The organism is Thalassovita aquimarina, from assembly GCF_018219815.1.
Classification (GTDB): domain Bacteria; phylum Pseudomonadota; class Alphaproteobacteria; order Rhodobacterales; family Rhodobacteraceae; genus Thalassobius; species Thalassobius aquimarinus.
The window spans coordinates 439,385-464,739 of record NZ_JADMKU010000001.1 but is presented as its reverse complement, the minus strand read 5'-3'; the positions used below and the strand labels follow the sequence as shown (position 1 = coordinate 464,739).

Annotated in this window: 25 protein-coding genes; 9 read left to right on the top strand and 16 right to left on the bottom strand. The window is 63.0% G+C overall.

The annotated features are described in order from the left end of the window. Positions 1-50: 50 nt before the first annotated feature. On the top strand, positions 51-1,697 hold the full coding sequence (locus IT775_RS02275) for a U32 family peptidase (RefSeq protein ID WP_212699437.1): 1,647 nt from the start codon (positions 51-53) through the stop codon (positions 1,695-1,697). 110 nt (positions 1,698-1,807) lie between these two features. Here the strand turns inward: IT775_RS02275 and tyrS are convergent, their stop codons facing one another. Next, positions 1,808-3,064 carry a tyrosine--tRNA ligase gene (gene tyrS / locus IT775_RS02270; RefSeq protein WP_212699436.1) on the bottom strand — a complete coding sequence of 419 codons (1,257 nt, stop codon included), beginning with the start codon at positions 3,062-3,064 and terminating at the stop codon, positions 1,808-1,810. Between the two features lie 104 nt (positions 3,065-3,168). On the opposite strand from tyrS, the gene IT775_RS02265 reads away from it, so the two are divergent. Further along, complete coding sequence (locus tag IT775_RS02265) at positions 3,169-4,263, top strand: anhydro-N-acetylmuramic acid kinase (protein ID WP_212699435.1); 1,095 nt, start codon at positions 3,169-3,171, stop codon at positions 4,261-4,263. 86 nt (positions 4,264-4,349) lie between these two features. Here IT775_RS02265 and IT775_RS02260 read toward each other — a convergent pair whose 3' ends face one another. Beyond that, positions 4,350-5,303, bottom strand: coding sequence for a radical SAM protein (locus IT775_RS02260; protein ID WP_212699434.1), 954 nt, complete (start codon positions 5,301-5,303; stop codon positions 4,350-4,352). Between the two features lie 244 nt (positions 5,304-5,547). On the opposite strand from IT775_RS02260, the gene zwf reads away from it, so the two are divergent. The 3 genes from zwf to pgi are packed head-to-tail and all read left to right on the top strand — an operon-like array spanning position 5,548 to position 9,271. Further along, entirely contained in the window at positions 5,548-7,002 is a 1,455-nt protein-coding gene (gene zwf, locus IT775_RS02255) for a glucose-6-phosphate dehydrogenase (RefSeq protein ID WP_212699433.1), read from the top strand. Next, positions 6,999-7,670 (top strand): 6-phosphogluconolactonase, encoded by a 672-nt coding sequence (gene pgl / locus IT775_RS02250; RefSeq protein ID WP_212699432.1) that lies wholly within the window; start codon positions 6,999-7,001, stop codon positions 7,668-7,670. Before zwf ends, pgl begins: the two co-directional genes overlap by 4 nt. Further along, the gene (pgi, locus tag IT775_RS02245) at positions 7,670-9,271 is read left to right on the top strand and encodes a glucose-6-phosphate isomerase (protein ID WP_212699431.1); all 1,602 of its coding nucleotides are present in this window, start codon (positions 7,670-7,672) and stop codon (positions 9,269-9,271) included. The genes pgl and pgi overlap by 1 nt, the downstream gene beginning before the upstream one ends. 18 nt (positions 9,272-9,289) lie before the next feature. Here pgi and IT775_RS02240 read toward each other — a convergent pair whose 3' ends face one another. The 9 genes from IT775_RS02240 to IT775_RS02200 all read right to left on the bottom strand — a co-directional run bounded on the left by IT775_RS02240 (position 9,290) and on the right by IT775_RS02200 (position 16,500). Next, positions 9,290-9,715: a cupin domain-containing protein gene (locus IT775_RS02240; RefSeq protein WP_212699430.1), complete on the bottom strand. Its 426-nt coding sequence runs from the start codon at positions 9,713-9,715 to the stop codon at positions 9,290-9,292. A 155-nt stretch (positions 9,716-9,870) separates the two neighbouring features. Continuing rightward, the gene (locus tag IT775_RS02235; protein WP_212699429.1) at positions 9,871-10,119 is read right to left on the bottom strand and encodes a hypothetical protein; all 249 of its coding nucleotides are present in this window, start codon (positions 10,117-10,119) and stop codon (positions 9,871-9,873) included. A 4-nt stretch (positions 10,120-10,123) separates the two neighbouring features. Then, positions 10,124-11,398, bottom strand: a complete 1,275-nt coding sequence (gene eno, locus IT775_RS02230; RefSeq protein ID WP_212699428.1) for a phosphopyruvate hydratase — start codon at positions 11,396-11,398, stop codon at positions 10,124-10,126. 112 nt (positions 11,399-11,510) lie between these two features. Further along, complete coding sequence (locus tag IT775_RS02225; RefSeq protein ID WP_212699427.1) at positions 11,511-12,407, bottom strand: DMT family transporter; 897 nt, start codon at positions 12,405-12,407, stop codon at positions 11,511-11,513. Positions 12,408-12,544: 137 nt separating this feature from the next. After that, positions 12,545-12,958 (bottom strand): Fur family transcriptional regulator, encoded by a 414-nt coding sequence (locus IT775_RS02220; RefSeq protein ID WP_212699426.1) that lies wholly within the window; start codon positions 12,956-12,958, stop codon positions 12,545-12,547. A 108-nt stretch (positions 12,959-13,066) separates the two neighbouring features. Then, complete coding sequence (locus IT775_RS02215; RefSeq protein WP_212699425.1) at positions 13,067-13,915, bottom strand: PhzF family phenazine biosynthesis protein; 849 nt, start codon at positions 13,913-13,915, stop codon at positions 13,067-13,069. Then, positions 13,912-14,454 carry a DUF1697 domain-containing protein gene (locus IT775_RS02210; protein WP_212699424.1) on the bottom strand — a complete coding sequence of 181 codons (543 nt, stop codon included), beginning with the start codon at positions 14,452-14,454 and terminating at the stop codon, positions 13,912-13,914. Before IT775_RS02210 ends, IT775_RS02215 begins: the two co-directional genes overlap by 4 nt. A 2-nt stretch (positions 14,455-14,456) precedes the next feature. After that, positions 14,457-15,719 carry a cation:proton antiporter gene (locus IT775_RS02205; protein ID WP_212699423.1) on the bottom strand — a complete coding sequence of 421 codons (1,263 nt, stop codon included), beginning with the start codon at positions 15,717-15,719 and terminating at the stop codon, positions 14,457-14,459. Between the two features lie 82 nt (positions 15,720-15,801). Beyond that, positions 15,802-16,500 (bottom strand): endonuclease/exonuclease/phosphatase family protein, encoded by a 699-nt coding sequence (locus IT775_RS02200; RefSeq protein WP_212699422.1) that lies wholly within the window; start codon positions 16,498-16,500, stop codon positions 15,802-15,804. 81 nt (positions 16,501-16,581) lie between these two features. Between IT775_RS02200 and IT775_RS02195 the strand changes: the two genes are divergently transcribed. Continuing rightward, the gene (locus IT775_RS02195; RefSeq protein WP_218958511.1) at positions 16,582-17,175 is read left to right on the top strand and encodes a DUF2238 domain-containing protein; all 594 of its coding nucleotides are present in this window, start codon (positions 16,582-16,584) and stop codon (positions 17,173-17,175) included. A 45-nt stretch (positions 17,176-17,220) separates the two neighbouring features. Further along, positions 17,221-18,141 (top strand): DMT family transporter, encoded by a 921-nt coding sequence (locus IT775_RS02190; RefSeq protein WP_212699420.1) that lies wholly within the window; start codon positions 17,221-17,223, stop codon positions 18,139-18,141. Here the strand turns inward: IT775_RS02190 and IT775_RS02185 are convergent. From IT775_RS02185 to mazG, 5 genes are all read right to left on the bottom strand, one after another. Further along, positions 18,138-19,556, bottom strand: a complete 1,419-nt coding sequence (locus IT775_RS02185; RefSeq protein ID WP_212699419.1) for a protein adenylyltransferase SelO — start codon at positions 19,554-19,556, stop codon at positions 18,138-18,140. The genes IT775_RS02190 and IT775_RS02185 overlap by 4 nt on opposite strands. Before the next feature lie 37 nt (positions 19,557-19,593). Beyond that, positions 19,594-20,040: a GNAT family N-acetyltransferase gene (locus IT775_RS02180; RefSeq protein WP_212699418.1), complete on the bottom strand. Its 447-nt coding sequence runs from the start codon at positions 20,038-20,040 to the stop codon at positions 19,594-19,596. Next, positions 20,037-20,978: a nucleoside hydrolase gene (locus tag IT775_RS02175; RefSeq protein WP_212699417.1), complete on the bottom strand. Its 942-nt coding sequence runs from the start codon at positions 20,976-20,978 to the stop codon at positions 20,037-20,039. The genes IT775_RS02180 and IT775_RS02175 overlap by 4 nt, the downstream gene beginning before the upstream one ends. 186 nt (positions 20,979-21,164) lie before the next feature. Next, the gene (locus tag IT775_RS02170; RefSeq protein WP_373049824.1) at positions 21,165-22,115 is read right to left on the bottom strand and encodes a Fe(3+) ABC transporter substrate-binding protein; all 951 of its coding nucleotides are present in this window, start codon (positions 22,113-22,115) and stop codon (positions 21,165-21,167) included. A 149-nt stretch (positions 22,116-22,264) separates the two neighbouring features. Further along, positions 22,265-23,089 (bottom strand): nucleoside triphosphate pyrophosphohydrolase, encoded by an 825-nt coding sequence (gene mazG, locus IT775_RS02165; RefSeq protein ID WP_212699415.1) that lies wholly within the window; start codon positions 23,087-23,089, stop codon positions 22,265-22,267. A 64-nt stretch (positions 23,090-23,153) separates the two neighbouring features. On the opposite strand from mazG, the gene IT775_RS02160 reads away from it, so the two are divergent. Together IT775_RS02160 and speB are read left to right on the top strand one after the other, a co-directional pair. Continuing rightward, positions 23,154-24,326, top strand: coding sequence for a M20 aminoacylase family protein (locus IT775_RS02160; protein WP_212699414.1), 1,173 nt, complete (start codon positions 23,154-23,156; stop codon positions 24,324-24,326). 58 nt (positions 24,327-24,384) lie between these two features. Further along, a complete protein-coding gene (gene speB / locus IT775_RS02155) occupies positions 24,385-25,344 on the top strand; it encodes an agmatinase (RefSeq protein WP_212699413.1) in 960 nt (319 codons plus the stop codon). Positions 25,345-25,355: the final 11 nt, after the last annotated feature.

Sequence of the window (25,355 nt, the reverse complement as noted above, 5' to 3'; positions counted from 1 at the left end):
AAAAATCTGAAAAACGTGCAAAAGGCCCGGTCTGGAAAAGGATGGGTCCGATGCAACGTTCCGAATTGTTGATGCCGGCGGGCAATCTGCGCAAGCTGAAGATGGCGGTGCTCTACGGTGCCGATGCCGTGTACCTTGGCACGCCCGACATGAGCCTGCGGACGAAATCGGAATTCTCGCTCGAAGAAGTGATCGAAGGGGTCCAGTTCTGCCATGATCATGGCAAGCGCGCCTATCTGACGCTAAACCTGTTTTCGCATAACAAGGACATCCCGAAGCTCGACGAATATATTGAAACCATTCGTAAAGTTTCGCCCGACGGGTTGATCATCGCCGATCCGGGCGTGTTCCAATATGTGCGCGAACGGGCCCCGGAAATCCCGCTGCACATCTCGACCCAGGCCAATGTCTGTTCTTGGCTGTCGGTGAAGTTCTGGCAGGATCAGGGCGCGTCGCTGGTGGTGCTGGCGCGCGAAGTGTCCTATCCGGAACTGGCCGAAATCCGCGAAAAATGCCCCGATGTGAAGCTCGAGGCCTTCATCCACGGCGCCATGTGCATGACCTATTCGGGCCGCTGCCTGCTGTCCAACTTCATGGCCGAACGGGGCGCGAACCAGGGCAATTGCGCCAATTCCTGCCGCTGGAATTACGGCGTGCGGATGCGGCTGAAGGACGGCACGGTCGAGGACCTGAACATCACCCCGGAAAACGCTGATCTGTTTGAGTTCTTGCTCGAAGAAGGCTGCCGTCCGGGCGAATTGATGCCGATCGAGGAGGACGGGCGCGGATCCTACATCATGAATTCGCGCGACCTGTGCCTGCTGCCCAAGCTGGACGATTACCTGAAGATCGGCGTCGACAGCCTGAAGGTCGAAGGGCGCGGCAAGTCGGAATATTACTGCGCCATCGTCGCGCGCGCCTACCGGATGGCGATTGATGCGTATTACGAGGACCCGGAAAACTGGGATCCGCGGCCCTTCATGGAAGAACTGGAAACGGTGTCCAACCGCGGATATACCTTGGCGTTTCACGAAGGCCGTCTGACCCATCACGCGCATGGATACGAACACACGGCCAGCATCGCGCAATGGGAATATGCGGGCGTCGTGACGGAGGTGACCGAGGATGCCTTCCTCGTCGAGGTGAAGAACAAGCTGGAAGCGGGCGAGGTTCTGGATTTCGTCTCACCTGTGGCCAAGGACACGGTTCTGCTGCGCCTGTACGATTTCGAAGTGGCGGCGACGGGCGAGCGGAAAGAGGTTATTCACGGATCGACCAAGACAGTCATCCGCGTGCCCTTCGCGCTGTTCGACCACGAAGATACCGATTGGCTGAAGGCGCATTTCCCCGCCTTCACCGTGCTGCGCAAGGAAAAGGCGCTGACCCCGGACCAATGGGCGCGGATCAAGCTCGACAAGACGGTGCAGGGGATCGAAACAAGCGGCAAGGACCGCCCGGCAGCCTATGCCCGCCAGCGCGACGCGCTGGTCGATACCATCGGCGAGGGTGCGCAGGAACGGCGGCACAAGACCAACCGCGTCGGCACCGAAGGGTGCTGCGGGCGCGGCTGCAACGGCTGCATGATGTTCTGGCAGGACCCGATCTATGAAAAGGCGCGCGTAGAATTGCTCAAGCGCAAGCAGGGCGAACAACTGAGCCGGGAAGAGGCGAAGGCGCTGAAACTGCCTGCGGAGTAGGGGGCGTGGTGGGGTGAAAACCCACCCTGCATCTTTCGCTAAACGTAAAAACGCCCGGCCAGATGACCGAGCGTTTCCTTATTCTGTAGGGTGGGGTTTCACCCCACCGGTCACTCCGCCAGCTTGACCAGCGCGTGCCGCTTCTTGCCCGCGCTGAGCTTGATCGGGGCCGCCAGCGCCGCCGCATCGATCAGCAGACCGGCATCGGTCAGTTCTTCGTCGTTCAGCCGCGCACCGTTTTCCTTGATCAGGCGCTTGGCGTCCTTGCCCGATTTCGCCAATCCGGTTTTCACGAACAACTGCACGATCGACACCCCGTCGGCCAGATCGGCCGCGCTGAGCTCCACCGTCGGCAGGTCGTCGCCCACGCCGCCCTTTTCGAACACTTCGCGGGCGGTGGCCTCGGCCGTTTTGGCGGCCTCGGCGCCGTGGCACAGCGTGGTGACCTCGTTGGCGAGGATGACCTTGGCCTCGTTGATCTCCGATCCTTCCAGTGCGCCCAGGCGTTCGCATTCCTCCACCGGCAGTTCGGTGTAGAGCTTGAGGAACCGGCCCACATCGGCATCGGTGGTGTTGCGCCAGAATTGCCAGAATTCATAAGGCGAACGCATGTCGGCATTCAGCCAGATCGCGCCGTCGGCGGTCTTGCCCATCTTCTTGCCGTCCGATGTGGTCAGCAGCGGCGTCGTCAGGCCGAAAACCTCATGATCGATCACCCGGCGGGTCAGGTCGATCCCGTTGACGATATTGCCCCACTGGTCCGATCCGCCCATCTGCAGCAAACAACCATAGCGGCGGTTCAGTTCCAGGAAATCATAGGCCTGCAGGATCATGTAGTTGAATTCCAGGAACGAAAGCGATTGTTCCCGGTCCAGCCGCGATTTCACGCTTTCAAACGACAGCATCCGGTTGACGGAAAAATGCCGCCCGATATCGCGCAGGAATTCGAGGTAGTTCAACCCGTCCAGCCATTCGGCATTGTTCTGCATGAGCGCCTTGTTCGGCGCCTCGGTGTCGTAATCGATATATTTGGCGAAGACCTGCTTGATGCCGTCGATATTGGCGTCGATCTGGTCCGGCGTCAGCAGCGGCCGTTCATCGGCGCGGAACGACGGATCGCCCACCTTGGTGGTGCCGCCGCCCATCAGGGTGATCGGCTTGTGGCCGGTCTTCTGCAACCAGCGCAGCATCATGATCTGGATGAGCGACCCCACATGCAGCGATTTCGCCGTGGCGTCGAAGCCGATATAGGCCGGGACCACCCCTTGATACAGCGCCTCGTCGAGGCCCTGATAATCGGTGCAATCGGCAACGAAGCCGCGCTCCATCATGACTTGCATGAATTCCGATTTGGGATGGTAGGTCATTTCATTTGTCCCTTACAGCTTTGCGAGGCTCGGTATAAAGTGCAATGCAAAGAGGGGAAACCGCTTTTCACGCAGGCCCCCCTGATCGGTGAGGAATATCGGGTATGCGGCAGCATCAAGCGCTATGGGCCTTGGGCACGATGTCGGGCACGTCGCTCGACGGTGTCGATGCGGCGATGCTGAAAACCGACGGTCAGACCATCTTCGAGATCGGGAAAACAGGCTACCGCGCCTACCGGGCCGAGGAACAGGCGGAGCTGCGCGCGGCGCTTGGCAAATGGCCCGGTGACGCAGGCGTCGCCGGGGCCACGACACTGGTCGAACAGGCACATCTCGAGCTGCTGAGCGAATTCGACGGCGCCGAGTTGATCGGGTTTCACGGTCAGACCCTTGCGCATGATCCGCGCGGGCGCGGCACCCATCAGGCCGGCGACGGCGCGAATCTGGCCGAAAAGCTGGGCCTGCCGGTGGTCTGGGATTTCCGCAGCGCCGACGTCGAACTGGGCGGTGAAGGCGCGCCGCTGGCACCGTTTTTCCATTTCGCCTGCGCCAAGTGGATCGGTGCGAAGGAACCGATGGCCTTCCTCAATCTCGGCGGCGTCGGCAATATCACCTGGATCGATCCGAATAGGGAAAGGCCCGAAGACGACGGCGCGCTCTTGGCCTTCGATACCGGGCCGGCGAACGCGCCGCTCAACGACCTGATGATGCAGCGGCGCGATCAGCCTTTCGACAGGAACGGCGCGCTTGCGGCGCAGGGCGATGTGGTGGCCGGCGCGTTGGAGCTTTTCCTCGACGATCCCTATTTTCCGAAAATCCCGCCCAAATCGCTCGACCGGGATGCGTTTTCCGACATGCTCGATCTGGTGCGGGAACTGGACGACGCAGATGCGGCGGCCACGATGACCGGCATGGCGGCGGCCGCGGTGATGCAGGCGATGGTTCATTGCCCGTCACCTCCGGCGCGGCTGCTGGTGACCGGTGGCGGCCGCCACAATCCGGTGATGATGGACATGCTGCGCGCCGGGCTCGACTGCCCGGTCGATCCGGTCGAGGCGGTCGGGCTCGACGGCGACATGCTGGAAGCGCAGGCCTTCGCCTATCTCGCGGTGCGGATCGCCAACGGTATGCCCACGTCCGGCCCCTCCACCACAGGGGTCCGCGCGCTTGTCGGCGGCGGCACCATCAGCGGCGCCTGATCTTCTTTTTTTAAAAAAATATCCCGGGGTGAATGCGCCTTTGGCGCAGAGGGGCAGCGCCCCTCGACCCGCCCGCAATACGCGCATCAGACCGAACAGCTCGCCCCGCCCAACACGCAGAACTTGGCGCAATGGGGATGGTTCAGCGCCACGTCGCGTTCGGCCTCTTCCAATGTTTCGCCAAGTTCGAATTGCGGGTCATAGGCCAGCAGGGTGCAGGCCAGTACCGCCGGCGCTTCGGCGCCCTTGCGCTTGACCACCATCCGCGAGGAGGCGCACATTACCGCGTCGGGCGATTTGCCCAGGATGTCCCAGCAGGCGGTGGTGATTTCCGGGACTTCCGCGCCCAGGTCCATTTCCGGGAACAGCACGCATTGTGCCGGGTTGCCGGCGTCGATCGGGTAGCCGCGCGCCTCGAACAGGGCACGGTAGCCCTCGCGCGCGCTGGCGTCGCTTTCGTGCCAGAGCGACCGGCCCGCCATGGCCATCTCGATCGCGTTGTCGCGCAGGAAATCCATGCCCTTCAAGGTCTTGTCGAAGCTTCCCGTGCCGCGTTCGGCGTCATGTTGCGTCCTGTCCCAATGATCAAGAGAGACCCGCAAGACCATCTTGCCGGGAAACTCCGCGTTCAGCGCCACCAGTCCCGCCCGCGTTTTCGGCCGCATCATCGGCAACATCGCATTGGTCAGGATCAGAATCTCGTAGCCGCGTTCCAGCGCGGCGCGCGCCATGTCCAGCATCTCGGGGTTCATGAACGGCTCGCCGCCGGTAAACCCGATTTCGCGGATATTCCATTGCCGCTCTTCCAACTGGTCGAGATAGGGGACCATTTCCGCCGCGGTCAGGTAAACTAGGGCGTCATTGATGGGGGAACTTTCGATGTAGCAATTGGCGCAGGTAATGTTGCACAGCGTTCCGGTGTTGAACCACAGCGTTTCGGGTCGGTTCAGCGATACCGTCGCCCGGGTGCTGCCATCCGCCGTCACGGCCGGGTCCATGAATTTTCCCTCATTGGCGGGATTGCTGATCGAATCTTTCATTTTCCGTCTGCTTGTTTTGCCTTCAGAAGACGCTAACGCGTCGGGCAAAGCGTTGGAAGCGCAGGTTTTGTCGCTGACACCATTGTGAATGGGGCAGTGGGTGTTAGGCTCGGATGCGACGTCCCCGACCATTGGCTCCGCCGGTCGCGTCATTTGTCTGGTTTACGCGGATTTCTGCGTTAAAAGGACGGTAACGGCGCGTCCGGCAACGACTGTCGGCCGGGGCAGAATTGAGGATAAAGCCATGGTTTCGAGAATCATTCCGGTGGAAGCCTTCGACCTGGTGGTCTTCGGCGGGACCGGCGATCTGGCCCGGCGCAAGATCCTGCCCGCCCTGTTCCGCCGCTATTGCGCCGGTCAGATGCCCGAAGGGGCGCAGATCATCGGCGCCGCCCGCTCGGAGATGGACGATGCGCAATTTCGCGTCTTCGTGACCGAGGCGATCGCGGAATTCAACGGCGATTTCCCCTACAAGGACGAGGACATGCAGGGGTTCTTGTCGATTCTGTTCTACATCACGGTCGATGCGCTTGGCGATCGCGGCTGGACCGAACTTGCCGCCAAGATGCAGGCCGACCGGGTGCGCGCCTTCTATTTCTCGGTCGGGCCCAGCCTGTTCGGGCCGCTGGCCGAGAGGCTGCACACTTACGGCATGGCCGACATGAACACCCGGATCGTGGTAGAAAAACCCTTCGGGCGCGATCTGGAAACCGCCAAAGAGCTGAACCGGTCGCTGGCCGATCACTTCGACGAACATCAGGTCTACCGGATCGACCATTACCTGGGCAAGGAAACGGTACAGAACCTGATGGCGATCCGGTTCGGCAACATGCTGTTCGAACCGCTGTGGAACAGCCAGTATGTCGATCACATCCAGATCACCGTCGCCGAAACCGTCGGTGTGCAGGGGCGGGGGGAATATTACGACCGTGCCGGTGCGATGCGCGACATGGTGCAGAACCACCTGATGCAGCTTCTCTGCCTGATCGCGATGGAACCGCCGTCGCGGTTCGAACCCGACGCGGTGCGCGATGAGAAGCTCAAGGTGATCCGGGCGCTGGATCCGGTCGATCCGGGCGACATCGTGCGTGGCCAGTACCGGGCCGAAGGGGAGCGCCAGAGTTACCTCGAAGACGTCGAAAATCCGCAATCGACCACCGAGAGCTTCATCGCGCTGAAGCTGCATCTGAGCAACTGGCGATGGGCCGGAACGCCGTTCTACCTGCGCACCGGCAAGCGGATGCGCGCGCGTTCGAGCGAAATCGCGGTGGTGTTCAAGGAAACCCCGCATTCGATCTTCGATGAGGAAGCGGGGCGGCACAGGAATATCCTGACGATCCGGCTGCAACCGAATGAAGGCATTGATCTGGACGTCACGATCAAGGAACCGGGGCCGGGCGGGATGCGCCTCGTTGACGTGCCGCTGGACATGACCTTCACCGAAGCCCTGGGGCCGGACGCCGAACAAGTGCCGGATGCCTATGAACGGCTGATCATGGACGTTGTGCGCGGGAACCAGACCCTGTTCATGCGTGGCGACGAGGTCGAGGCAGCCTGGGCCTGGACCGACCCGATCATAGCCGGCTGGGAAGAACGTGGCGATAAGCCGCTGCCTTACGATACCGGTAGTTCCGGGCCCGTCGACGCATTGGCGCTGATGCATCGCGATGGCCGCCGCTGGCGCGAGGTGCGGTCATGACCCTCATCGAATACGCCGACCGCGACATGATGGCCATCGATCTGGCCAACCGGCTGGCAGGGGAACTGAACGGGATCCTGATGCACGAAGAGCGGGCGACGCTGGTGGTGCCCGGCGGCACCACGCCGGGCCCTGTTTTCGACGTGCTTTGCGATGTCGAACTGGATTGGGATCGCGTCGATGTCCTGCTCAGCGATGAACGTTGGCTGCCCGAGGATCATCCGCGGTCCAACACCCGGTTGCTGCGGGAACGCCTGCTGAAGGATCGCGCCGCGGCGGCGCGGTTGGTGCCGCTTTACATGCCCAAAGGCAGCCCCGAAGAAGCGATCTCTACGCTCGAGAAGGAACTGCGCCCCTGTCTGCCGATTTCCGTCGCGCTCCTGGGCATGGGCGGCGACATGCATACCGCGTCGCTGTTTCCGCGCGGTGACAATCTTCGGTTGGCGCTGGATTCCCATGCGCCGCTTCTGTTACCTATGCGGGCCGAAGGGCTGGACGAGCAGCGCATCACGCTGAGCGCGCGGGTTTTGAAAGAGGCGATCAACCTTCATATTGTTATTACAGGCGAAGATAAGAAAGAGGCGGTCCTGCGCGCGGCCGATTTGCCGCCCGAGGAGGCCCCTGTGAAAGCTGTTCTGGGGAATGCGACCGTACATTGGGCAAGTTGATGGATTTGACAAAGCTTTCGGCATTGGCCGACCGCGTGAAAGACAGGCGGATCCTGTCCCTGTTCGACGACCCGGAGCGGGCTTCGCGATATGCGCGGTCCTTCGATGGGCTGTATTTCGATTTCAGCAAGACCAATATCGACGATGAGACGCTGACCGCGCTGCTGGCGCTGGCCGACGGGGCCGGGGTGGAAGCCCGCCGCGACGCGATGTTCGCCGGCGCCAGAATCAACGAAACCGAGGACCGGGCGGTCCTGCATACCGCCTTGCGCGCGCCCGAAGGCACCGTGATCGAAGTCGACGGGCAGGACGTCATCGCGGAGGTGATCGGCACCCGCAACCGGATGGCCGGTTTCGCCGACGCGGTGCGCAAGGGGCGTTTCACCGGGCAGGGCGGGGTGATCACCGATGTGGTCAATATCGGCATCGGCGGCTCCGACCTTGGTCCGGTGATGGGGGTGAAGGCGCTCAGACCCTATCATGACGGGCCGCGGGTGCATTTCGTATCGAATGTCGACGGCGCGCATATCACCGATCTCCTGGCCGGACTGGACGCCGAAACCACGTTGTTCATCGTGGCATCCAAGACCTTCACCACGAACGAAACCATGGTCAATGCCGTCACTGCCCGTGACTGGATGGCCAAAACCGTCGCCGATCCGGGTGCCCAGTTCGCCGCCCTGTCGACAGAAGAGGACAAGACCTCGGAATTTGGCATCGCGTCGGAACGCGTTTTCGGCTTCGAAGACTGGGTCGGCGGGCGGTATTCGATGTGGGGGCCGATCGGGCTGAGCCTGATGATCGCCATCGGCCCAGACCGGTTTGACGAATTCCTGTCCGGCGGGGCGGCGATGGATGCCCATTTCCGCCAGGCGCCTCTGGCCGACAACCTGCCGGTGCTGCTGGCGCTGGTCGGAATCTGGCATCATCAGGGGATGGGATACGCCACCCGCGCGGTGCTGCCCTATGAGCAGCGGCTGGAACGGTTGCCCGCCTACCTGCAGCAGCTGGAAATGGAAAGCAACGGCAAGCGCGTGGCGATGGACGGGTCGGATTTGCCCTGCAAATCAGGCCCGATCGTCTGGGGCGAACCGGGTACCAACGGGCAGCACGCTTTTTACCAGTTGATCCATCAGGGCACCGACATCGTGCCTTGTGAATTCATGGTCGGGGCGCGCGGGCATGAACCCGGACTGGATCACCAGCACCGGATCCTGGTGTCGAATTGCCTGGCCCAGTCCAAGGCGCTGATGAAGGGCCGCACCCTGGAACAGGCGCGCCAGAGGATGGCAGACAGAGGCTACGAGGGAGCCGAACTGGAACGCCAGGCGCGCCACCGGGTGTTTCCGGGCAACCGGCCCTCGACCATGCTGATTTACGAATGCCTGACGCCTTACGTGCTGGGCCAGATCGTGGCGCTTTACGAACACCGGGTCTTTGTCGAAGGGGTGATCCTCGGGATCAATTCCTTCGATCAATGGGGGGTCGAATTGGGCAAGGAACTGGCGCTGGCGCTGCAACCGGTGCTCGATGGTGAAAAATCCGCCGCGGACAGTGACGGATCGACGCGTGCCCTGATCGACGTGATCCGGTCCTATTGAGCGGCCCCTGCGCAGGCGTCATTGCGGAATGTCGAATCCCGGCGCCGCCAGTTCGAACCCTTCGAAGAGAAACCCCGGTGAAACGGTGCATCCAACGAGCGTGAAATCGCCGGTCGTCCGGGCCGCCTGCCAATGCCGTGCGGGCACGATCAACTGCGGCGCCTGCCCGGTGGCGAGGTCGGGACCCAGCACATGGTCGCCGGCTGGCCCGGCCTCGGTTTCGGCCAGCGACAGGATCAGCGGCGCACCGGCGTAGTAATGCCAGATCTCGGTCGCATCGACCCGGTGCCAATGGCTCCGCTCGCCCGCCTTCAGCAGGAAATAGATGCAGGTGCCAGCGGGGCGCGCTCCATCGGTTCGGGTCTCGATCCAGGTTTGCCGGTAATGCCCGCCCTCGGGATGCGGCTGCAACTGCAGTTTCTCGATGATCTCTTGCGCGTCCATGTGGTGCGGCCCGCCTGCGGTTGATGGGTGTTACAGCAGTAGAGGATGGCACGCGATATCGCAATCGCAGCGTTTGTGGTGCGGGTCCGTGAACCTTGCCCGATTAAAAAAGGCGGCCCCGCGGGGCCGCCTTTCTATTTTTCGTCAAGCGCCAATCACGCTCCATCCAGTCCATTTTGAGCCCCGGGCCCGTCTTCGGGCCCATCAGTCCCGTCGTCCCCTTCGTCGAGCAGCCGATTGACGTCTTTCGTCTGAACGGTTGACGCGAATATCCCGGCAGCCGCCAAGGTTGGAACAACATAGACCATCTTGTCGGTCATGAAAGCTACCAGATACGACGGAACGAGGATTACGATCGCTTTGAGAAAGGCTGCTCTCAGATTGGGCGTAATCCTGCGGTTCATTGTGTCACTTCAGGATCGAGCGGCCCGCGTATTCGGCGGTTTCACCCAGAAGTTCCTCGATCCGGATCAACTGGTTGTACTTGGCCAGACGGTCCGAGCGCGACAACGACCCGGTCTTGATCTGACCGCAGTTCGTCGCCACGGCCAGATCGGCAATGGTCGCGTCCTCGGTTTCGCCCGAACGGTGCGACATCACGTTGGTGTAGCGCGCGCGATGCGCCATATCGACCGCCTGCAGGGTTTCGGTCAGCGACCCGATCTGGTTCACTTTGACCAGCATCGAGTTGGCCACGCCCTGCTTGATGCCGTCGGCCAGGCGCGCCGGGTTGGTCACGAACAGGTCGTCGCCCACCAGCTGCACCTTGTCGCCGATCTTCTCGGTCAGGAGCTTCCAGCCTTCCCAGTCATCCTCGGCCATGCCGTCTTCGATCGAAATGATCGGGTAGTCGTTGCACAGCTCGGCCAGATAGTCGGCGTTTTCTTCCGAGGTGAGCGATTTGCCTTCGCCCTTCATCTCGTACTTGCCGCCCTCGTAATATTCGGTCGAGGCGCAGTCGAGCGCGAGGTAGATGTCTTCGCCCGCCTTGTAGCCGGCTTTTTCGATCGCCTTCAGCACGAAGTCGAGCGCCACGCGGGTCGATTCCAGCGCCGGTGCAAACCCGCCCTCGTCACCGATCCCGGTGTTGTAGCCCGCCGCCGACAGTTCCTTTTTCAGCGTGTGGAACACTTCCGCGCCCATCCGGATCGCTTCCTTCACGTTCGCCGCCGATACGGGCATGATCATGAATTCCTGGATGTCGATCGGGTTGTCGGCATGTTCGCCGCCGTTGATGATGTTCATCATCGGCACCGGCAGGATACGGGCCGAGGTACCGCCGACATAGCGATAGAGCGGCTGCGCGGTGAAATCAGCCGCCGCCTTGGCGCAGGCCAGCGACACGCCGAGGATGGCGTTGGCGCCCAGACGGCCCTTGTTCGGGGTGCCGTCCAGTTCGATCATCGCTCGGTCGATGGCGACCTGCTCGGTCACGTCCATGCCGACCAGTTCCTCGGCGATTTCGCCGTTCACCGCGGCGACCGCTTCCAGCACGCCCTTGCCCAGATAACGGCCCTTGTCGCCGTCGCGCTTTTCCACCGCTTCATGCGCGCCGGTCGACGCCCCCGAGGGCACCGCGGCCCGGCCCATGGTGCCGTCTTCGAGGATCACGTCGACCTCGACCGTGGGATTGCCGCGGCTGTCGAGGATTTCGCGGGCGTGAATGTCGATGATGGTGCTCATGGCGCAGTTTTCCTTGTGAAATAGGACCGGTTGAGCGCGCTTTTAGAGCCCCTTACGCGGGGTGAAAAGGGGCAGGGGGCACGTTTGCGATAACGCTGACGGAAATAGTGCTTTATGCGGGGTCAATACCGGCCAGTGGCGCCACTTTGCGGGCAAGTCGCCGTTCCCGCAGATAGGTGTAAAGCCCGGTCGCGATGATCAGGGCCGCCCCGGCATAGGTCAGCAGGTCGGGACGTTCGGCCAGGAAAACGATGCCAAGCCCCATCGAAAAGACCATCCGCGAATAGCGGAACGGGGCCAGCGCCGACACTTCGCCGATGCGCATCGCCACCAGCATCGAGGCGTAGCCGAGGATGCCCAGACCGATCACCGCACCGATCAGCATCCATTCCCCGACTGACGGCAGCACCGGCTGGTGCCGCAGCAGAAACCCAAGCGCCGGGCCGGCGATGATCAGTGCGGTGAAGCCCTGGAAGGACACCACGCTGGTCGACACCGCCGGCGGGAGACGGCGGGAAATCACGTCGCGTAGTGAAATCGACAGCACCGCGCCCAGCACCAGCAAGGTGGCGCTGTCGAACCCGCTTGATCCGGGGCGGATGATCAACAGCACGCCGCAAAACCCGATCAGGATCGCCAGCCAGCGCCGCCACCCGACCTGTTCGCGCAGGAACAGTGCCGCGCCCATCGTCACCACCAGCGGCACCGCCTGAAACACCGTGGCGAAGGTCGCCAGCGCCACCGCCGACAGGGATACGAAGATGAAAATCGCGCAGAACCCTTCGCTGAACGTGCGCAGGTAAAGGATGCGGTGACCGCGCAGCGGCGGGAACAGCGTTTCGCCCGACCGCATCGCGACCAGCGCAAACACCAAAGTTCCGCCAAGGCCGAGGAAAAAGATCACTTCGCTGGTCGGGACCGTGGCGGTAACCCATTTGATGAACAGGTCCTGCACCGCGAACAGCGCCATCGCGAAGATGAAAAGCAGGTTGGCTCTGGCATTGTGCATGGGCGCGGTCCCGAATGGTTTAGGCCGCAAAGGAAAATCCCAAATCCGGGCCGGATGCAAGCGCGCGCGGCTGCGGCTGCATCAAAAGCCAATGGGCCGTGGATCACGGATGATGATGAATCGGGACCGGCGCGCGGTCAGTCTTTCTTGATCGGCACGCCGTAAAGTTCCAGCCGGTGGCCCTTCAGCCGATAGCCCAGCTTGGCGGCAATCTTTTCCTGTAGCTTTTCGATATCGGGGTCGCAGAATTCGATCACTTCGCCGGAATGCATGTCGATCAGGTGGTCGTGGTGATCGCGTTCGGCATCTTCGTAACGCGCGCGTCCGTCGCCGAATTCGTGTTTCTCGAGGATTCCTGCCTCTTCAAACAGTTTCACCGTGCGGTAGACGGTGGCGATGGAAATGCGGGGATCGCGGGCGCTGGCACGGGCATAAAGTTCGTCGACATCCGGGTGATCGTGCGTTTCCTGCAAGACCGCGGCAATGGTCCTGCGCTGGTCGGTCATCCGCAGCCCCATGGCTTCGCAGCGCTCAGTGATCGTGTCTGGCATGACGCCTCCCGGGTTTTCCGCAACTTTTTTACCGATTGTGCGGGTTGTGATCCACCCGCTTTGAAGCGGAGCGGCCTGATAGCGATGTTTCGCCGCCGCCGCAACCGCTTAGCCGGGCAGGTGCAGCCGTCCCTCCATCACCAGCACCGCCTTGCCCGATACGGTGACGGATTGGCCTTCGGTGCGCAGATCGATGACGCTGGGCCGCCCCATGTCGTCGCCCTGATGCAGGCGCAGGGTAAGGTTGCGGTCTTCCTTTCGTGCCAGAAAGGCGGCGAGCGTCGCGGCTGCGCTGCCGGTGGCGGGGTCTTCGGGGATATTGTCGAGCGGCGCGAACATGCGGGCATGGATCACGTCGCCGTTGCGGACATAGGCGAATTGCGGGAAATCCAGCGTTGCGGGATGCAGCCGCGCGCCTTCGCGGAAGGCGCCGATATCGGTGGTGATACCGGCCAGCGCCGCGCGGTCGGTCAGTTCGCTCAGCACGAAGGGCAGGCCCAGCGTCGCCATCACCGGCGGGTGGGTCTGCAACGACAAACTGTCCAGCGACAGACCAAGCGCGCGGGCGATCAAGGCGGGTTCCGGGTGGCCGAGAATGTCGAGCTTTTGTTCGGTGCTGAACCGCGCGGTTCGCTCCGCCGCGTGACAGCTGAGGGGCCCGACACCCAGTTCCAGCACCATGTCCGGCCCGTGCCCCGCCAGGGACAGCGCCACCGCGGTGCCGATGGTGGGATGACCGGCAAACGGTACCTCCATCGTCGGGGTGAAGATCCGTACCTTGGCGGTATGCGCGGGGTTCGCGGGCGGATAGACGAAGGTCGTTTCGGAGAAATTGAATTCGCGCGCGATCTTCTGCAGCGCCTCTTCGGGCAGGGCGGTGGCGTCCGGAATGACGGCAAGCTGATTGCCGCCGAAAGCGTGGTCGGAAAACACGTCGAGGGTGAGGTAACGGATCATCTGCTTTGACCTTTGAGCAGCGCCTGCACCTTGCGCAGGCTGTTGAGGTTGCGCGCGGTCGCGCTGTTTTTCAAATGCCGGTCCAGCGGCGCGGCCAGCTTCGACCGGCCGATCCCGTTCGGCGCCAGAACCACCACGGCGCGGGGCAGCGCCAGGATTTCTTCGCCTTGGGTGCAATAGCGGGCGAGGTGAGACGCCAGCCCTGTCGGCGGAGCGCCGTCGCAGAGGTAGACATGGATGTTTTTCGCATCGACCGTTTCGGGTTGCGGTATCGCGGCGATCAGATCGTCCAGCGCGTCGGGGCTCAGCGCGACGGCATCGGGGCGGAAGCCGAATTCAGCCTCGACAAGGTCGCTAACCGACGCCGCGATGTCCGTCGGCGCCTGGTCCGGGTGATCCATCACGATATTGCCCGACTGGATATAGGTGGCGACGTTTTCCGCGCCGATCCCGGTCAGGGCCCGGCGCAGATCCGCCATCGGTAGCTTGCCATGGCCGCCGACGTTCACCCCGCGCAGAAATATCGCCCAACGTGCCACGCTTACATCAGGTCGGGTTCGCGGCCGAACCGGTTGGCCACCCGGCCCACGGTCAGCCCCTGAATGATGATGGAAAAGATCACCACGAGATAGGTTGCGGCCAGTATCAGAGGCTTCCATTCACCTTCGGGCAGCGACAGCGCCAGCGCCACCGAAATCCCGCCTTTCAGCCCGCCCCATGTCATGATCGGGATGACCCCGGGGCCGAAGCCGCGGAAAGGGCGCAGCAGGATGATCGGCACTGCAACGGCGATCAGCCGCGCGACCAGCGCCAGAACGATTGCGGCGATCCCGGCGGTCATGAACTGCATGTCCAGCGTGACGGCAAAGACCTCGAACCCGATCAGCAGGAACAGCACGGCGTTGAGGATTTCGTCGATCATTTCCCAGAACGCGCCGACATAGCGCCGGGTTTCTTCCGACATGCCGCGCGCGGCGCCGATATCGCCGATCAGAAGCCCGGCGCAGACCGCCATGATCGGCGCGGAAACGTGCAGCCAGACCGCCAGTTCGTAGCCGCCGAAGGCCAGGCCCAAGGTGATCAGCACCTCAAGCGCGTAGTCGTCGATCAAACGCATCACCCGGAAGGTCAGCCAGCCCAGCACGATGCCGAGGATCGCGCCGCCGAAGGCTTCCTGCACGAACAGGGTGATCGCGCTCATCGCGGTGGTTTCGTGCCCATCGCCATGCCCGCCGCCGGCGGCGGGGAAGGCCAGCGCCACCAGCACCAGGAACACCACATATCCGACGCCGTCGTTGAAAAGGGATTCGCCCGCGATCTTGGTTTCCAGCGATTTGCGTAGGCTGGCCTCGCGCAGCACGCCCATCACCGCGACCGGATCGGTGGGCGAAATCAGCGCCCCGAAAACCAGCGCGATCATTAGCGGCATGCCGGTGATCCAGCTGAAGCCGAACCCGACGACGGCGGTGGACAGCGCCACCCCCAGCGTTGCCATCAGCACCACGATCGCCCATTGTTCGCGCAGATCGGACAATTTCACATGCAGCGCCCCGGCAAACAGCAGCAGGCCCAGCATGCCTTCCAGCAGCGCGTCGGAAAAATCGATGCCCAGAATCACCTTGCGCGCGGTGAAGGCCATGTTGAGGCCCGGCACGATCTGATCCAGCAGCAGCACCGAAATCGAAGCCAGCAGCGACACAACCAGAATACCGATCGCGGCGGGCAGCTTCAGGAACAGGTAATTGATGGACCCGAAGGCGCCGGCAAGGACGATCAAAAGTGATGTGATCTGAAGAAAGGTCATCGATAACTCGTTTCAGGTGCGACTTTTCTTTCGGCTAGCACATCGGAGCGGGTTTCCAAAGGCTTTCGCGCCACTCGCGGTTTCAGGCAAGCGTGATATCGGCCCAGACCGGCAGGTGATCCGAAGCGATCCGCGCCGGTTGTGCCTTGTGGGCTCCGGTACGGGTGAAACGCAGGTGATCCGACAGCGCGAACCGGTCCAGCGACGCGACCGGGCGCGCCGCGGGGAAGCTGGGCCTGCCGTGGACGAAACGCAAACCGTGCGCCACCGTATCCATCGGCTGCATCGAACCCCATTCGTTGAAATCCCCGGCCAGCACCGTCGGGACTTCGGGCAGGTCGCGCAGGTGGCGGACGATCGCGCCGATCTGCAACAGCCGGAAGCGGCGAACCAGGCCCAGATGCGCCCCGATCACCCGCAACGGTCCTATGTTCGTGTCCAGTTCCGCCCGGATCGCGCCGCGCGGTTCCAGCCCGGGCAATTCGATATGCGCGGTTTCGCGCAACCCGATGCCGGGACGCACCAGCATCGCGTTGCCATGCCAGCCGATCGAACCGCCGGGCTGCCCGAAGGGCAGGATGGTCCAGCCGTCATCTTCGACCATGTCATGGGGCAGGGCGGCCGGGCGCGGCGGCAACCTCTTGTCGGCCTCCTGCAGCACCACAACCTGCGCCTTGAGCGCTCCGATCACCGTCAGCGAACGGTCGGGCCTGCGCCGCAGGTCCAACCCGACGCATTTCTGAAGGTTGTAGCTTGCGATGCGACAAGTCGTTAGTGTCATGGAGAAATTGGATACAGAATTGACAGGGGAAGTCACGCGGTGTTTTCCGAACAGACATGGATCGTCCGGATCATTTGGGTTTTGCTTTTCCTCTTCGCGGCGGGAGCGGTGATCACCGGGCGCTGGTATCCGGCCTTTGTCGCGCTCGCGACGCTGGTACTGACCGTGACGCCGCTGTTCCTGTCGCGCTGGATCCGGGTCGAGATCCCGCCCAGTTTCATCGCCGCGGCGGTTATCTTCACCGGCAGCGCGCTGATTCTGGGTGAAGTGTTCGATTTCTACGACCGGTTCTGGTGGTGGGACATCGGGATGCACGGGGTCGGTGCGCTCGGGGTCGGCATGTTGGGATTCGTTCTGATCTTCATGATGTTCCAGGGCGACAAATACGCCGCGCCCCCCTATGCCGTCGCATTGTTCGCCTTCTGCTTTGCGATGGCCGTCGGGGTGCTGTGGGAAGTCTTCGAATTCACCATGGACAGCCTGCTGGGCACCAACATGCAGAAATCGGGGCTGCTGGACACGATGGGTGACCTGATCGTCGACGGAGTCGGGGCGCTGATCGGGGCCGGATCGGGGTGGTTCTATCTGAAGTCGCGCGAACTGGGCGGGCTGACCGGGGTGATCGACGAATTCGTGCGCCGCAATCCGCACCTGTTCAAGGGGCGGCGAAAATAAATTCCGCATCTTGACGCCGGGCGCGCTTCGGCATCAGTTGGCGGCATGGAACGTAAAACTTCAATAGACGCGGCCGGGGCCGTTATGCTCGTCGGCTTCGCAATCGTCCTGGCTTTCAATCAGGTGGTGGTGAAGCTGGGAAACACCGGATTTCAGCCGGTGTTCATGGCCGGTATCCGTTCGGCCGGGGGCGTGATCATCCTGACGATCTGGATGATCGCGCGCGGCGTGCCGATCAGGTTCCCGCGCGTCTACACGGCTTCGGGCCTGTTGCTGGGTCTGTTGTTCGCGTTCGAATTCATCTGCCTGTTCTGGGCGCTCGATCATACCACCGTGGCGCGGGCCTCGATCCTGTTCTATTCGATGCCGGTGATCCTGTCGCTGTCGGCGCATTTCCTGCTGCCGGGGGAACGCCTGACCCCGATGCGCGGTCTCGGGCTTGGGCTCGCGCTGGCCGGCGTGGCCCTGGTGCTGGCCGATCGCAACGGCGGCCAGGCCAGCCTGCTGGGCGATCTGGCCGCGCTGGCCGGGGCCTGTGGCTGGGCCGGTATCGCGCTGACCGTGCGGCTGACACGGGTTTCCGAACAGGTGCCGGAAATGCAGTTGTGGTGGCAATTGTCGGTTTCGGCGGTGATCCTGTTGGCGCTGGCACCGTTTTTCGGGCCGCTGACGCGCGATCCGGGCTTCTGGCATTTCGCGGGTCTGTCCTTCCAGATCGTGGTCGTGGCCGGTTTCGGTTTTCTGTTCTGGCTGTTCCTGCTGAAGATCTACCCGGCCTCCGGCGTGGCCAGTTTCAGTTTCCTGTCACCGGTGATCAGCGTTCTGCTGGGCTGGCTGCTGCTGGGCGAACAGATCGGCCCGCAGGTCTTCGGGGCGCTGTTGCTGGTGGCGGTGGGGATCGTGCTGATCAACCGGCGCGGCGGCAAGGCCCGCCATCGCCAAGCCGAACAGGCCGGTCCGGTCTAGGTCCCGCAAAAGGTCTGCTGTACGACTTCGTTGTCGCGTGGCGGGCGGGTCAGGTCCTCGGCCCCGGGCTGATCCTCGTAGGGGCGTGACAACACCCGCAGCAGCCTTTCGAACGGGGCGAAATCGCCCGCCACGGCGGCCTCGATCATCTGCTCTACCCGGTGATTGCGCGGGATGAAGGCGGGGTTGGCGGCGCGCATCACCGCCTGCGGGTCGCTTTCGCGGGCCAACCGTTCGCGCCATTTCGTCGCCCAAACATCGAATACCACCGGATCGGTGAACTGATCGCGGCCTTCGCCCCGGATCATGGCCCGGAACGTGTTGGTGAAATCGGCCCGGTTTTCCGCCATCCCGGTCAGCAATTCGCCGATCAGTTCCATGTCGTCTGCCCCGGCATTCGCCAACCCGATCTTGCGCCCGAAAGCGGCCGTCCATTCGGCCCGGATCAGCCCCGGCATCGCGTTGACCGCATCGGTGAAATCCCGGATCGCCGCGTCGCTGTCGGGCATCAGCGGCACCAGGGCGCTGGCCAGCTGCGCCATGTTCCAAGCGATGATATTGGCCTGATTGTCATAGGAATAGCGGCCGCCGTGATCGATCGAGGAATAGACCGTGACCGGGTGATAGACATCCATGAAGGCCGCCGGGCCGTAATCGATGGTTTCGCCCGAAACCGAGGTATTGTCGGTGTTCATCACGCCGTGGATGAAGCCGATGGACAGCCATTGCACGACCAGTTTTACCTGCCGTTCGATCACCGCGCGCAGGAAATCCAGCGGAGTTTCGGCGTCCGGGTAATGGCGGTCGCGGGCATAGGTGAACAGCGCCTGCAATGCCTCGGTGTCGCGGCGCGCGGCGAAATACTGAAACGTCCCCACGCGGATGTGGCTGTCTGCCACCCGGGTCAGCACCGCGCCGGGCAGGACGGTTTCGCGATACACCGGTTCGCCTGTGGTGACGGCTGCCAGCGCCCGTGTCGTCGGCAATCCAAGCGCGTGCATCGCCTCGCTCAACACGTATTCGCGCAGAACCGGGCCGAGCCAGGCACGCCCGTCGCCGCGCCGCGAATAGGGCGTGCGCCCCGATCCCTTCAACTGGATGTCGCGGCGGCGGCCGTTCCGGTCGACCACCTCGCCCAGCAGGATCGCGCGGCCATCGCCCAACTGCGGTGAAAACCCGCCGAACTGGTGACCGGCATAGGCCTGCGCCAGCGGCGCCGCGCCCTCGGGCAGCGCGTTGCCGGCAAAGACCTCGGCCATTTCCAGCGCCGGTCCCGGGGTGATGCCCAGTTCCCGCGCCAGGGCGTCGTTGAATTTCACCAGTTCCGGCGCGTCGACCGGATCGGGCGACTGTCGGGTGAAGAAGCGTGGCGGCAGCGCGACATAGCTGTTGTCGAAGGGGATCTTAAGGGGCATGACTGTCACCTAAGTCTTTGTGCCGAATTGGCAAGTCTCAACAGTCAAGCGTCATCAGCATGTAGTCTTCGCGGTCGCGGAAACGCAGGCGCGCATAGAAACGGCGGGTCTGTTCGTCGTCGCGCTTCACCTCCAGATGCAGCGCCCGCAGCCCGGCCCCGGCCAACGCCTTGGGCAGGGAGGTCAGGACTTCCGTGCCGATGCCGCGCCCGCGGATCGAGGAGCGCAGGTAAATCTCATCCACGAATCCGTCCATACCGCCGAATTCCAGCGACCAGCCAAAGGAAATCACCACGTAGCCGATCGGCGCCCGCTGCGGCCCGATCAGATAGGCGACGCCATGTGGCGATCCTTCAAGCAGGGGTGAAATCCCGGCAATCCGGTCGTCGTCGCTGCGGGTGATCCCGTGTTCGTCGTGGAACGCCCTCACCAGCGGCAGCAGGCGATCAAGATCGTCGGGTCCGGCCAGATGCAGCGCGGTCACAGCCGGGCCAACCTTTCCGTCAGCAGGGTAAAGAACCCGTCGGCATCCACGTCGCCCATGAACGTGGCGTTGGGCGCGCGGCCCGACACCCGCCACCAGTCGGCCACGGTCATCCCCATGGTCAGTTCCGACATGGTTTCGATCTCCACGTTGATGTGCCGGCCCGCAAACAGATCGGGCCGGATCAGGTAGGCGGTGACGCAGGGGTCATGCAGCGGCGCGCCTTCGGACCCGTATTTTTCCTTGTCGAAGCGTTCGAAGAAATCGGTCATCTCGGCAACCGCGACACCGACCCGGTTGCCGATGGCCCGGAAAGCGTCGTTGCGCGCCTTGGTGACCAACGCCTTATGGGTGACATCCAGCGGCATCACGGTGATCTCCACCCCTGACGCGAACACGATCTTGGCCGCTTGCGGATCGACAAAGATGTTGAATTCGGCCGCTGGCGTGATGTTACCGACCTGGAAATAGGCGCCGCCCATCAATACGATCTCGCGCACCCGTTCCATGATGTCGGGGGCTTTCTCGAATGCCATGGCGATATTGGTCAACGGTCCCAGCGGGCACAGTGTCACCGATCCCGCCGGTTCGCGCCGTAGCGTGTCGATGATGAAATCCACCGCGTGCCCGTCCTGCAGCGGCATTTCGGGATCGGGCAGGACCGGCCCGTCCAGCCCGGTCTTGCCATGCACATGTTCGGCGGTCACCAATTCGCGCCCCAGTGGACGGTCGCAGCCCGCGAACACCTTCACGTCGGGCCGCCCGGCCAGTTCGCAAACCTTGCGCGCGTTCAGCGCGGTCAGCGCCAGCGGCACATTGCCGGCCACCGCGGTGATGCCCAGAACCTCGATTTCTTCCGGGCTGGCCAGCGCCAGAAGGATGGCCACCGCGTCGTCCTGTCCGGGGTCGGTGTCGATGATTATCCTGTGTCTTTCCATGCGCTTCTCCTGTTCTGGCCGAACCCTTTCAGCTTCGGCCCGCGAAGTCCAGATCGCGCAAAGGGTCCGGGGCCAGGATGCGCGGCTTTCCTCTTCCGTCGTTTCGCGAATGCCCGGCGGCGGCGCGACACAAAAAAGGGACGGCGCCATTCGGCGCCGCCCCGATCCAATCCGTTCGCAGCCGGATCAGCCGTCGAAATCGACTTCTTCGATGATCCGCAGCGCGGCGGGCCGCAGCTTCGCCAGTTCCATCAGGTTGACGTCGTCTGCGGTGAAGCTGCCCCAGCTTTTGACCAGTTCGCCCGGTTCGGAACCCGGTGCGATGGGATATTCGTGATTGGCCTCGGCATAGATCTGCTGCGCCTTGGGCGAGGTCAGGAATTCCATCAGCTTCAGCGCGTTTTCCTTGTTCGGCGCCGATTTGGTCAGCGCGACGCCGGAAATGTTCACATGCGCGCCGCCGCCCTCGAAGACCGGGAAGACGATGTTGACGCTGTCGGCCCATGCTTTCTGTTCCGGGTCTTCCAGCATCTTGCCCATGTAATAGGTATTGCCGATGGCGATGTCGCATTCGCCGGCCCAGATCGCCTTGACCTGGGCGCGGTCATTGCCCTGCGGCTTGCGTGCCAGGTTCGCCTTCACCCCTTCCAGCCATTGCTTGGCGCCGTCTTCGCCCAGGTGGTGGATCACGGCGGCAGTCAGCGCGACGTTATAGGCATGGGTGCCCGACCGGGTGCAGATGCGGCCTTTCCACTTGGGATCTGCCAGGTCTTCGTAAGTGGTGACTTCGCCCGGCTTGACCCGATCCTTGCTGGCATAGACGACGCGGGCGCGGGTGGTCAGGCCCCACCATTGGCCGTCGGGATCGTGATAGGCGGCGGGCACGTTGGCGGTCAGGACGTCGCTTTGAACCGGCTGGGTCAATCCGGCCTCGACCACCGCCGACAGCCGCGAGATGTCGACCGTCAATACCAGGTCGGCGGGCGAGCGTTTGCCCTCGGCGGTCAGACGTTCGACCATCCCCTTGCTGAGATAGGCCACGTTCACGTCGATGCCGGTTTCCGCCTCGAACGCATCGGTCAGCGGTTTCAGCAACTCGGGCTGGCGGTAGGAATAAAGGTTGACCTCTTCGGCCATGACCGGCGCCGCGATGGCAAGGCCCAGCGTGGCAAAGGCGAGAGATTTGATTGGCTTGAACATGCGTGACCTCCGATAGACAGCATTCATTTGCCGCATCTTAAATCCGAGTCTTTCGCTCGGGTCAATACCCGATAAAAACTATCGGCTTACTTTTTCTCGCCGCGCTGCTCGGCCTTTACCGCGTCCCAAAGTGCATCCATCTCCTCGAGGTTCGACTGCGACGGGGTCTTTCCCATGGCAGCCAGCTTGGCCTCGATGCCTTCGAAGCGGCGGATGAACTTGGCATTGGCGGCGCGCAGGGCGGCTTCGGGATCGACATCCATGTGCCGCGCCAGGTTGGCCATGACGAATAACAGGTCGCCGAATTCCTCCTCCACCTCGGTCTGGCTCAGTTCGTCGCGCGCCTCGAGCAGTTCCTCGGCCTCTTCCTTGATCTTGTCGATGACGTGGTCGGCATGGGGCCAGTCGAAGCCGACCCGCGCGGCGCGTTTTTGCAGCTTCACCGCGCGCAGCAGCGCCGGAAGCCCCACCGCGACACCGTCCAGAGTGCCTTTCTGTTCCTTGCCGGCGCGTTCCGCCGCCTTGATCTTTTCCCAGTCCACGGTCTGCTGTTCGGCCGATTTGTCGCGGCTTTCGTCGCCGAAGACATGCGGGTGGCGCGCCACCATCTTGTCCGACATGGTGTTGGCCACGTCATCGAAACTGAACATCCCGGCCTCTTCGGCCATCTGGGCGTGAAACACCGACTGGAACAACAGATCGCCCAGTTCGCCCTTCAATTCGTCCCAGGCCTCGCGTTCGATCGCGTCGGCGACCTCGTAGGCCTCCTCGATCGTGTAGGGGGCGATGGTGGCGAAGTCCTGTTCGATATCCCACGGGCAGCCGGTTTCGGGGTGGCGCAGCCGGCGCATGATTTCCAGCAGGCGCGGCATGCCGCCTCGGGGATCGTGAATCAGGGTGTCATCGGGCATTGCGGCCTCTTCGGTTTTGCGGTTTGGTGCGACCCTGACCTTTCAGCCAGCCGGAGTCCAGCACATGGCCGTGATCAATCGCATCGCCGGGTTCGCCGACGAAATGACCGCCTGGCGGCGGCATCTGCATCAGCATCCAGAGCTGAAATTCGACTGTTTCGAAACAGCCGCCTTCGTCGAGGAGCGGTTGAAGGATTTCGGTGTCGATGAAATCCATCCGGGGATCGCGAAAACCGGCATCGTGGCGCTGATCCGGGGGCAGGGGGACGGGCCGGTGATCGGGCTGCGAGCCGACATGGACGCGTTGCCGATCACCGAGGAAACCGATGCCGATTATGCCTCGGTCAAGCCGGGGGTGATGCATGCCTGCGGCCATGACGGCCATACAACGATGCTGCTGGGCGCGGCCAAGTACCTGGCCGAGACGCGCAACTTCGCGGGTACCGTGGCGCTGATCTTCCAGCCCGCCGAGGAAGACGGTGGCGGCGGCGGCGTGATGGTCGAAGAAGGCATCATGGACCGGTTCGGGATCGGGGAAGTCTATGCCCTGCACAATGCTCCGGGGTTCACCGAAGGCGGGTTCTACACCACGCCGGGGCCGCTGATGGCGGCGGTGGACACGTTCCACATCAACGTCAAGGGCGTCGGCGGCCATGGTGCGATGCCGCATGAGGCGCGCGATCCGGTGATCGCGGCGGTGGGAATCGTTCAGGCGATCCAGTCGATTTCCAGCCGCAACCATTACGCGCTGGACGACCTGGTCATCTCGGTCACCCAGATCCATACCGGGTCGGCGGAAAACATCATCCCCGAAACCGCCTATATCAACGGCACGGTGCGCACATTCGACAAGAAGGTGCAGGCCATGGTCATGCAGCGGATGCAGGAAATCGTCGACGGAATGGGCCCGGCCTATGGCGTCGAGGCAGAACTGAATTACGAGGTCTGGTATCCCGCCACGGTGAACGATCCTGCCAAAACCGCGTTTGCCGCCGGGATCGCCCGGCAGGTCGCGGGCGACAACATGGTGATCGACGATGCCGGGCGCGAAATGGGGGCCGAGGATTTTTCCTACATGCTGGAGGCCCGGCCCGGCGCCTACCTGTTCCTGGGCGCGGGCGAAGGCGCGGCACTGCATCAGCCGGGATACGATTTCAACGACGATATCGCACCGTTGGGGGCCTCGTTCTTCGCGCGGCTGGTCGAAACCGCGATGCCCCCGGTCGAGGGGCGTTGACCGAACAGGGCGGCTCTGCCATATAATTTGATCAAATTATTCGGAAGGGAGCAGCCCGATGGCGCTTGAGGACGCGAAGAGACAGATCGACCACGCCTTCACCCGCGAAGACGCGCGCGGGCTGAGCTATGAAAACGCCTTTGCCGGCGCGACCTCGTTCCTGCGTCGCCGCTACAGCAAGGACCTGACCGGTGTCGATCTGGCCGTGACAGGCGTGCCTTTCGATCAGGCGGTGACAAACCGCCCCGGCACACGCTTCGGCCCGCGCGCGATCCGCGAGGCGAGCACCCTGCAGCCCTACGATCCACCCTATGGCTGGGGCTACGATCCGCTCAGCGCCTTTTCCATCGTCGATTACGGCGATCTGGCCTTCGACTACGCCAAGACCTCGGAATTCCCCGAAACGCTGGAAAGCCATTTCCGCACCCTGTTGGCGGCGGATGTGGGCACGGTGACGCTGGGCGGCGACCATTACATCGCGCTGCCGATCCTCAAGGCCTATGCGGAAAAATACGGACCGATGAGCGTAATCCAGTTCGACGCGCATTCCGACCTCTGGGCCGATGACGATTACGAGCGGATCGACCACGGCACCTTCATGTACAAGGCGGTGAAGCTGGGGCTGGTCGATCCGTCGCGTTCGGTACAGATCGGTATCCGCACCGAATGCGACGACTACCTGGGCATGAACGTGATCGACGCGCGCGAGGTGCATGAAAGCGCGCCGGCCGAGATCGCGAAGAAGGTCAAGGCGATCGTCGGCGACGCGCCGACCTACCTTACCTTCGATATCGACGCGCTCGACCCGGCCTATGCGCCGGGTACGGGCACGCCGGTCTGGGGCGGGCTGACCTCGGCGCAGACGGCGATCATCCTGCGTGATCTGGCCGGGATCAACCTGATGGGGGGCGATGTGGTCGAGGTGTCGCCGCCCTATGACACCACCGGCGCGACGGCGGTGGCGGGCGCCCATGTGGCGATGGAACTGATCTGCCTGTGGGGGTGGACGCGGCGTTAATCTTGCCTCGC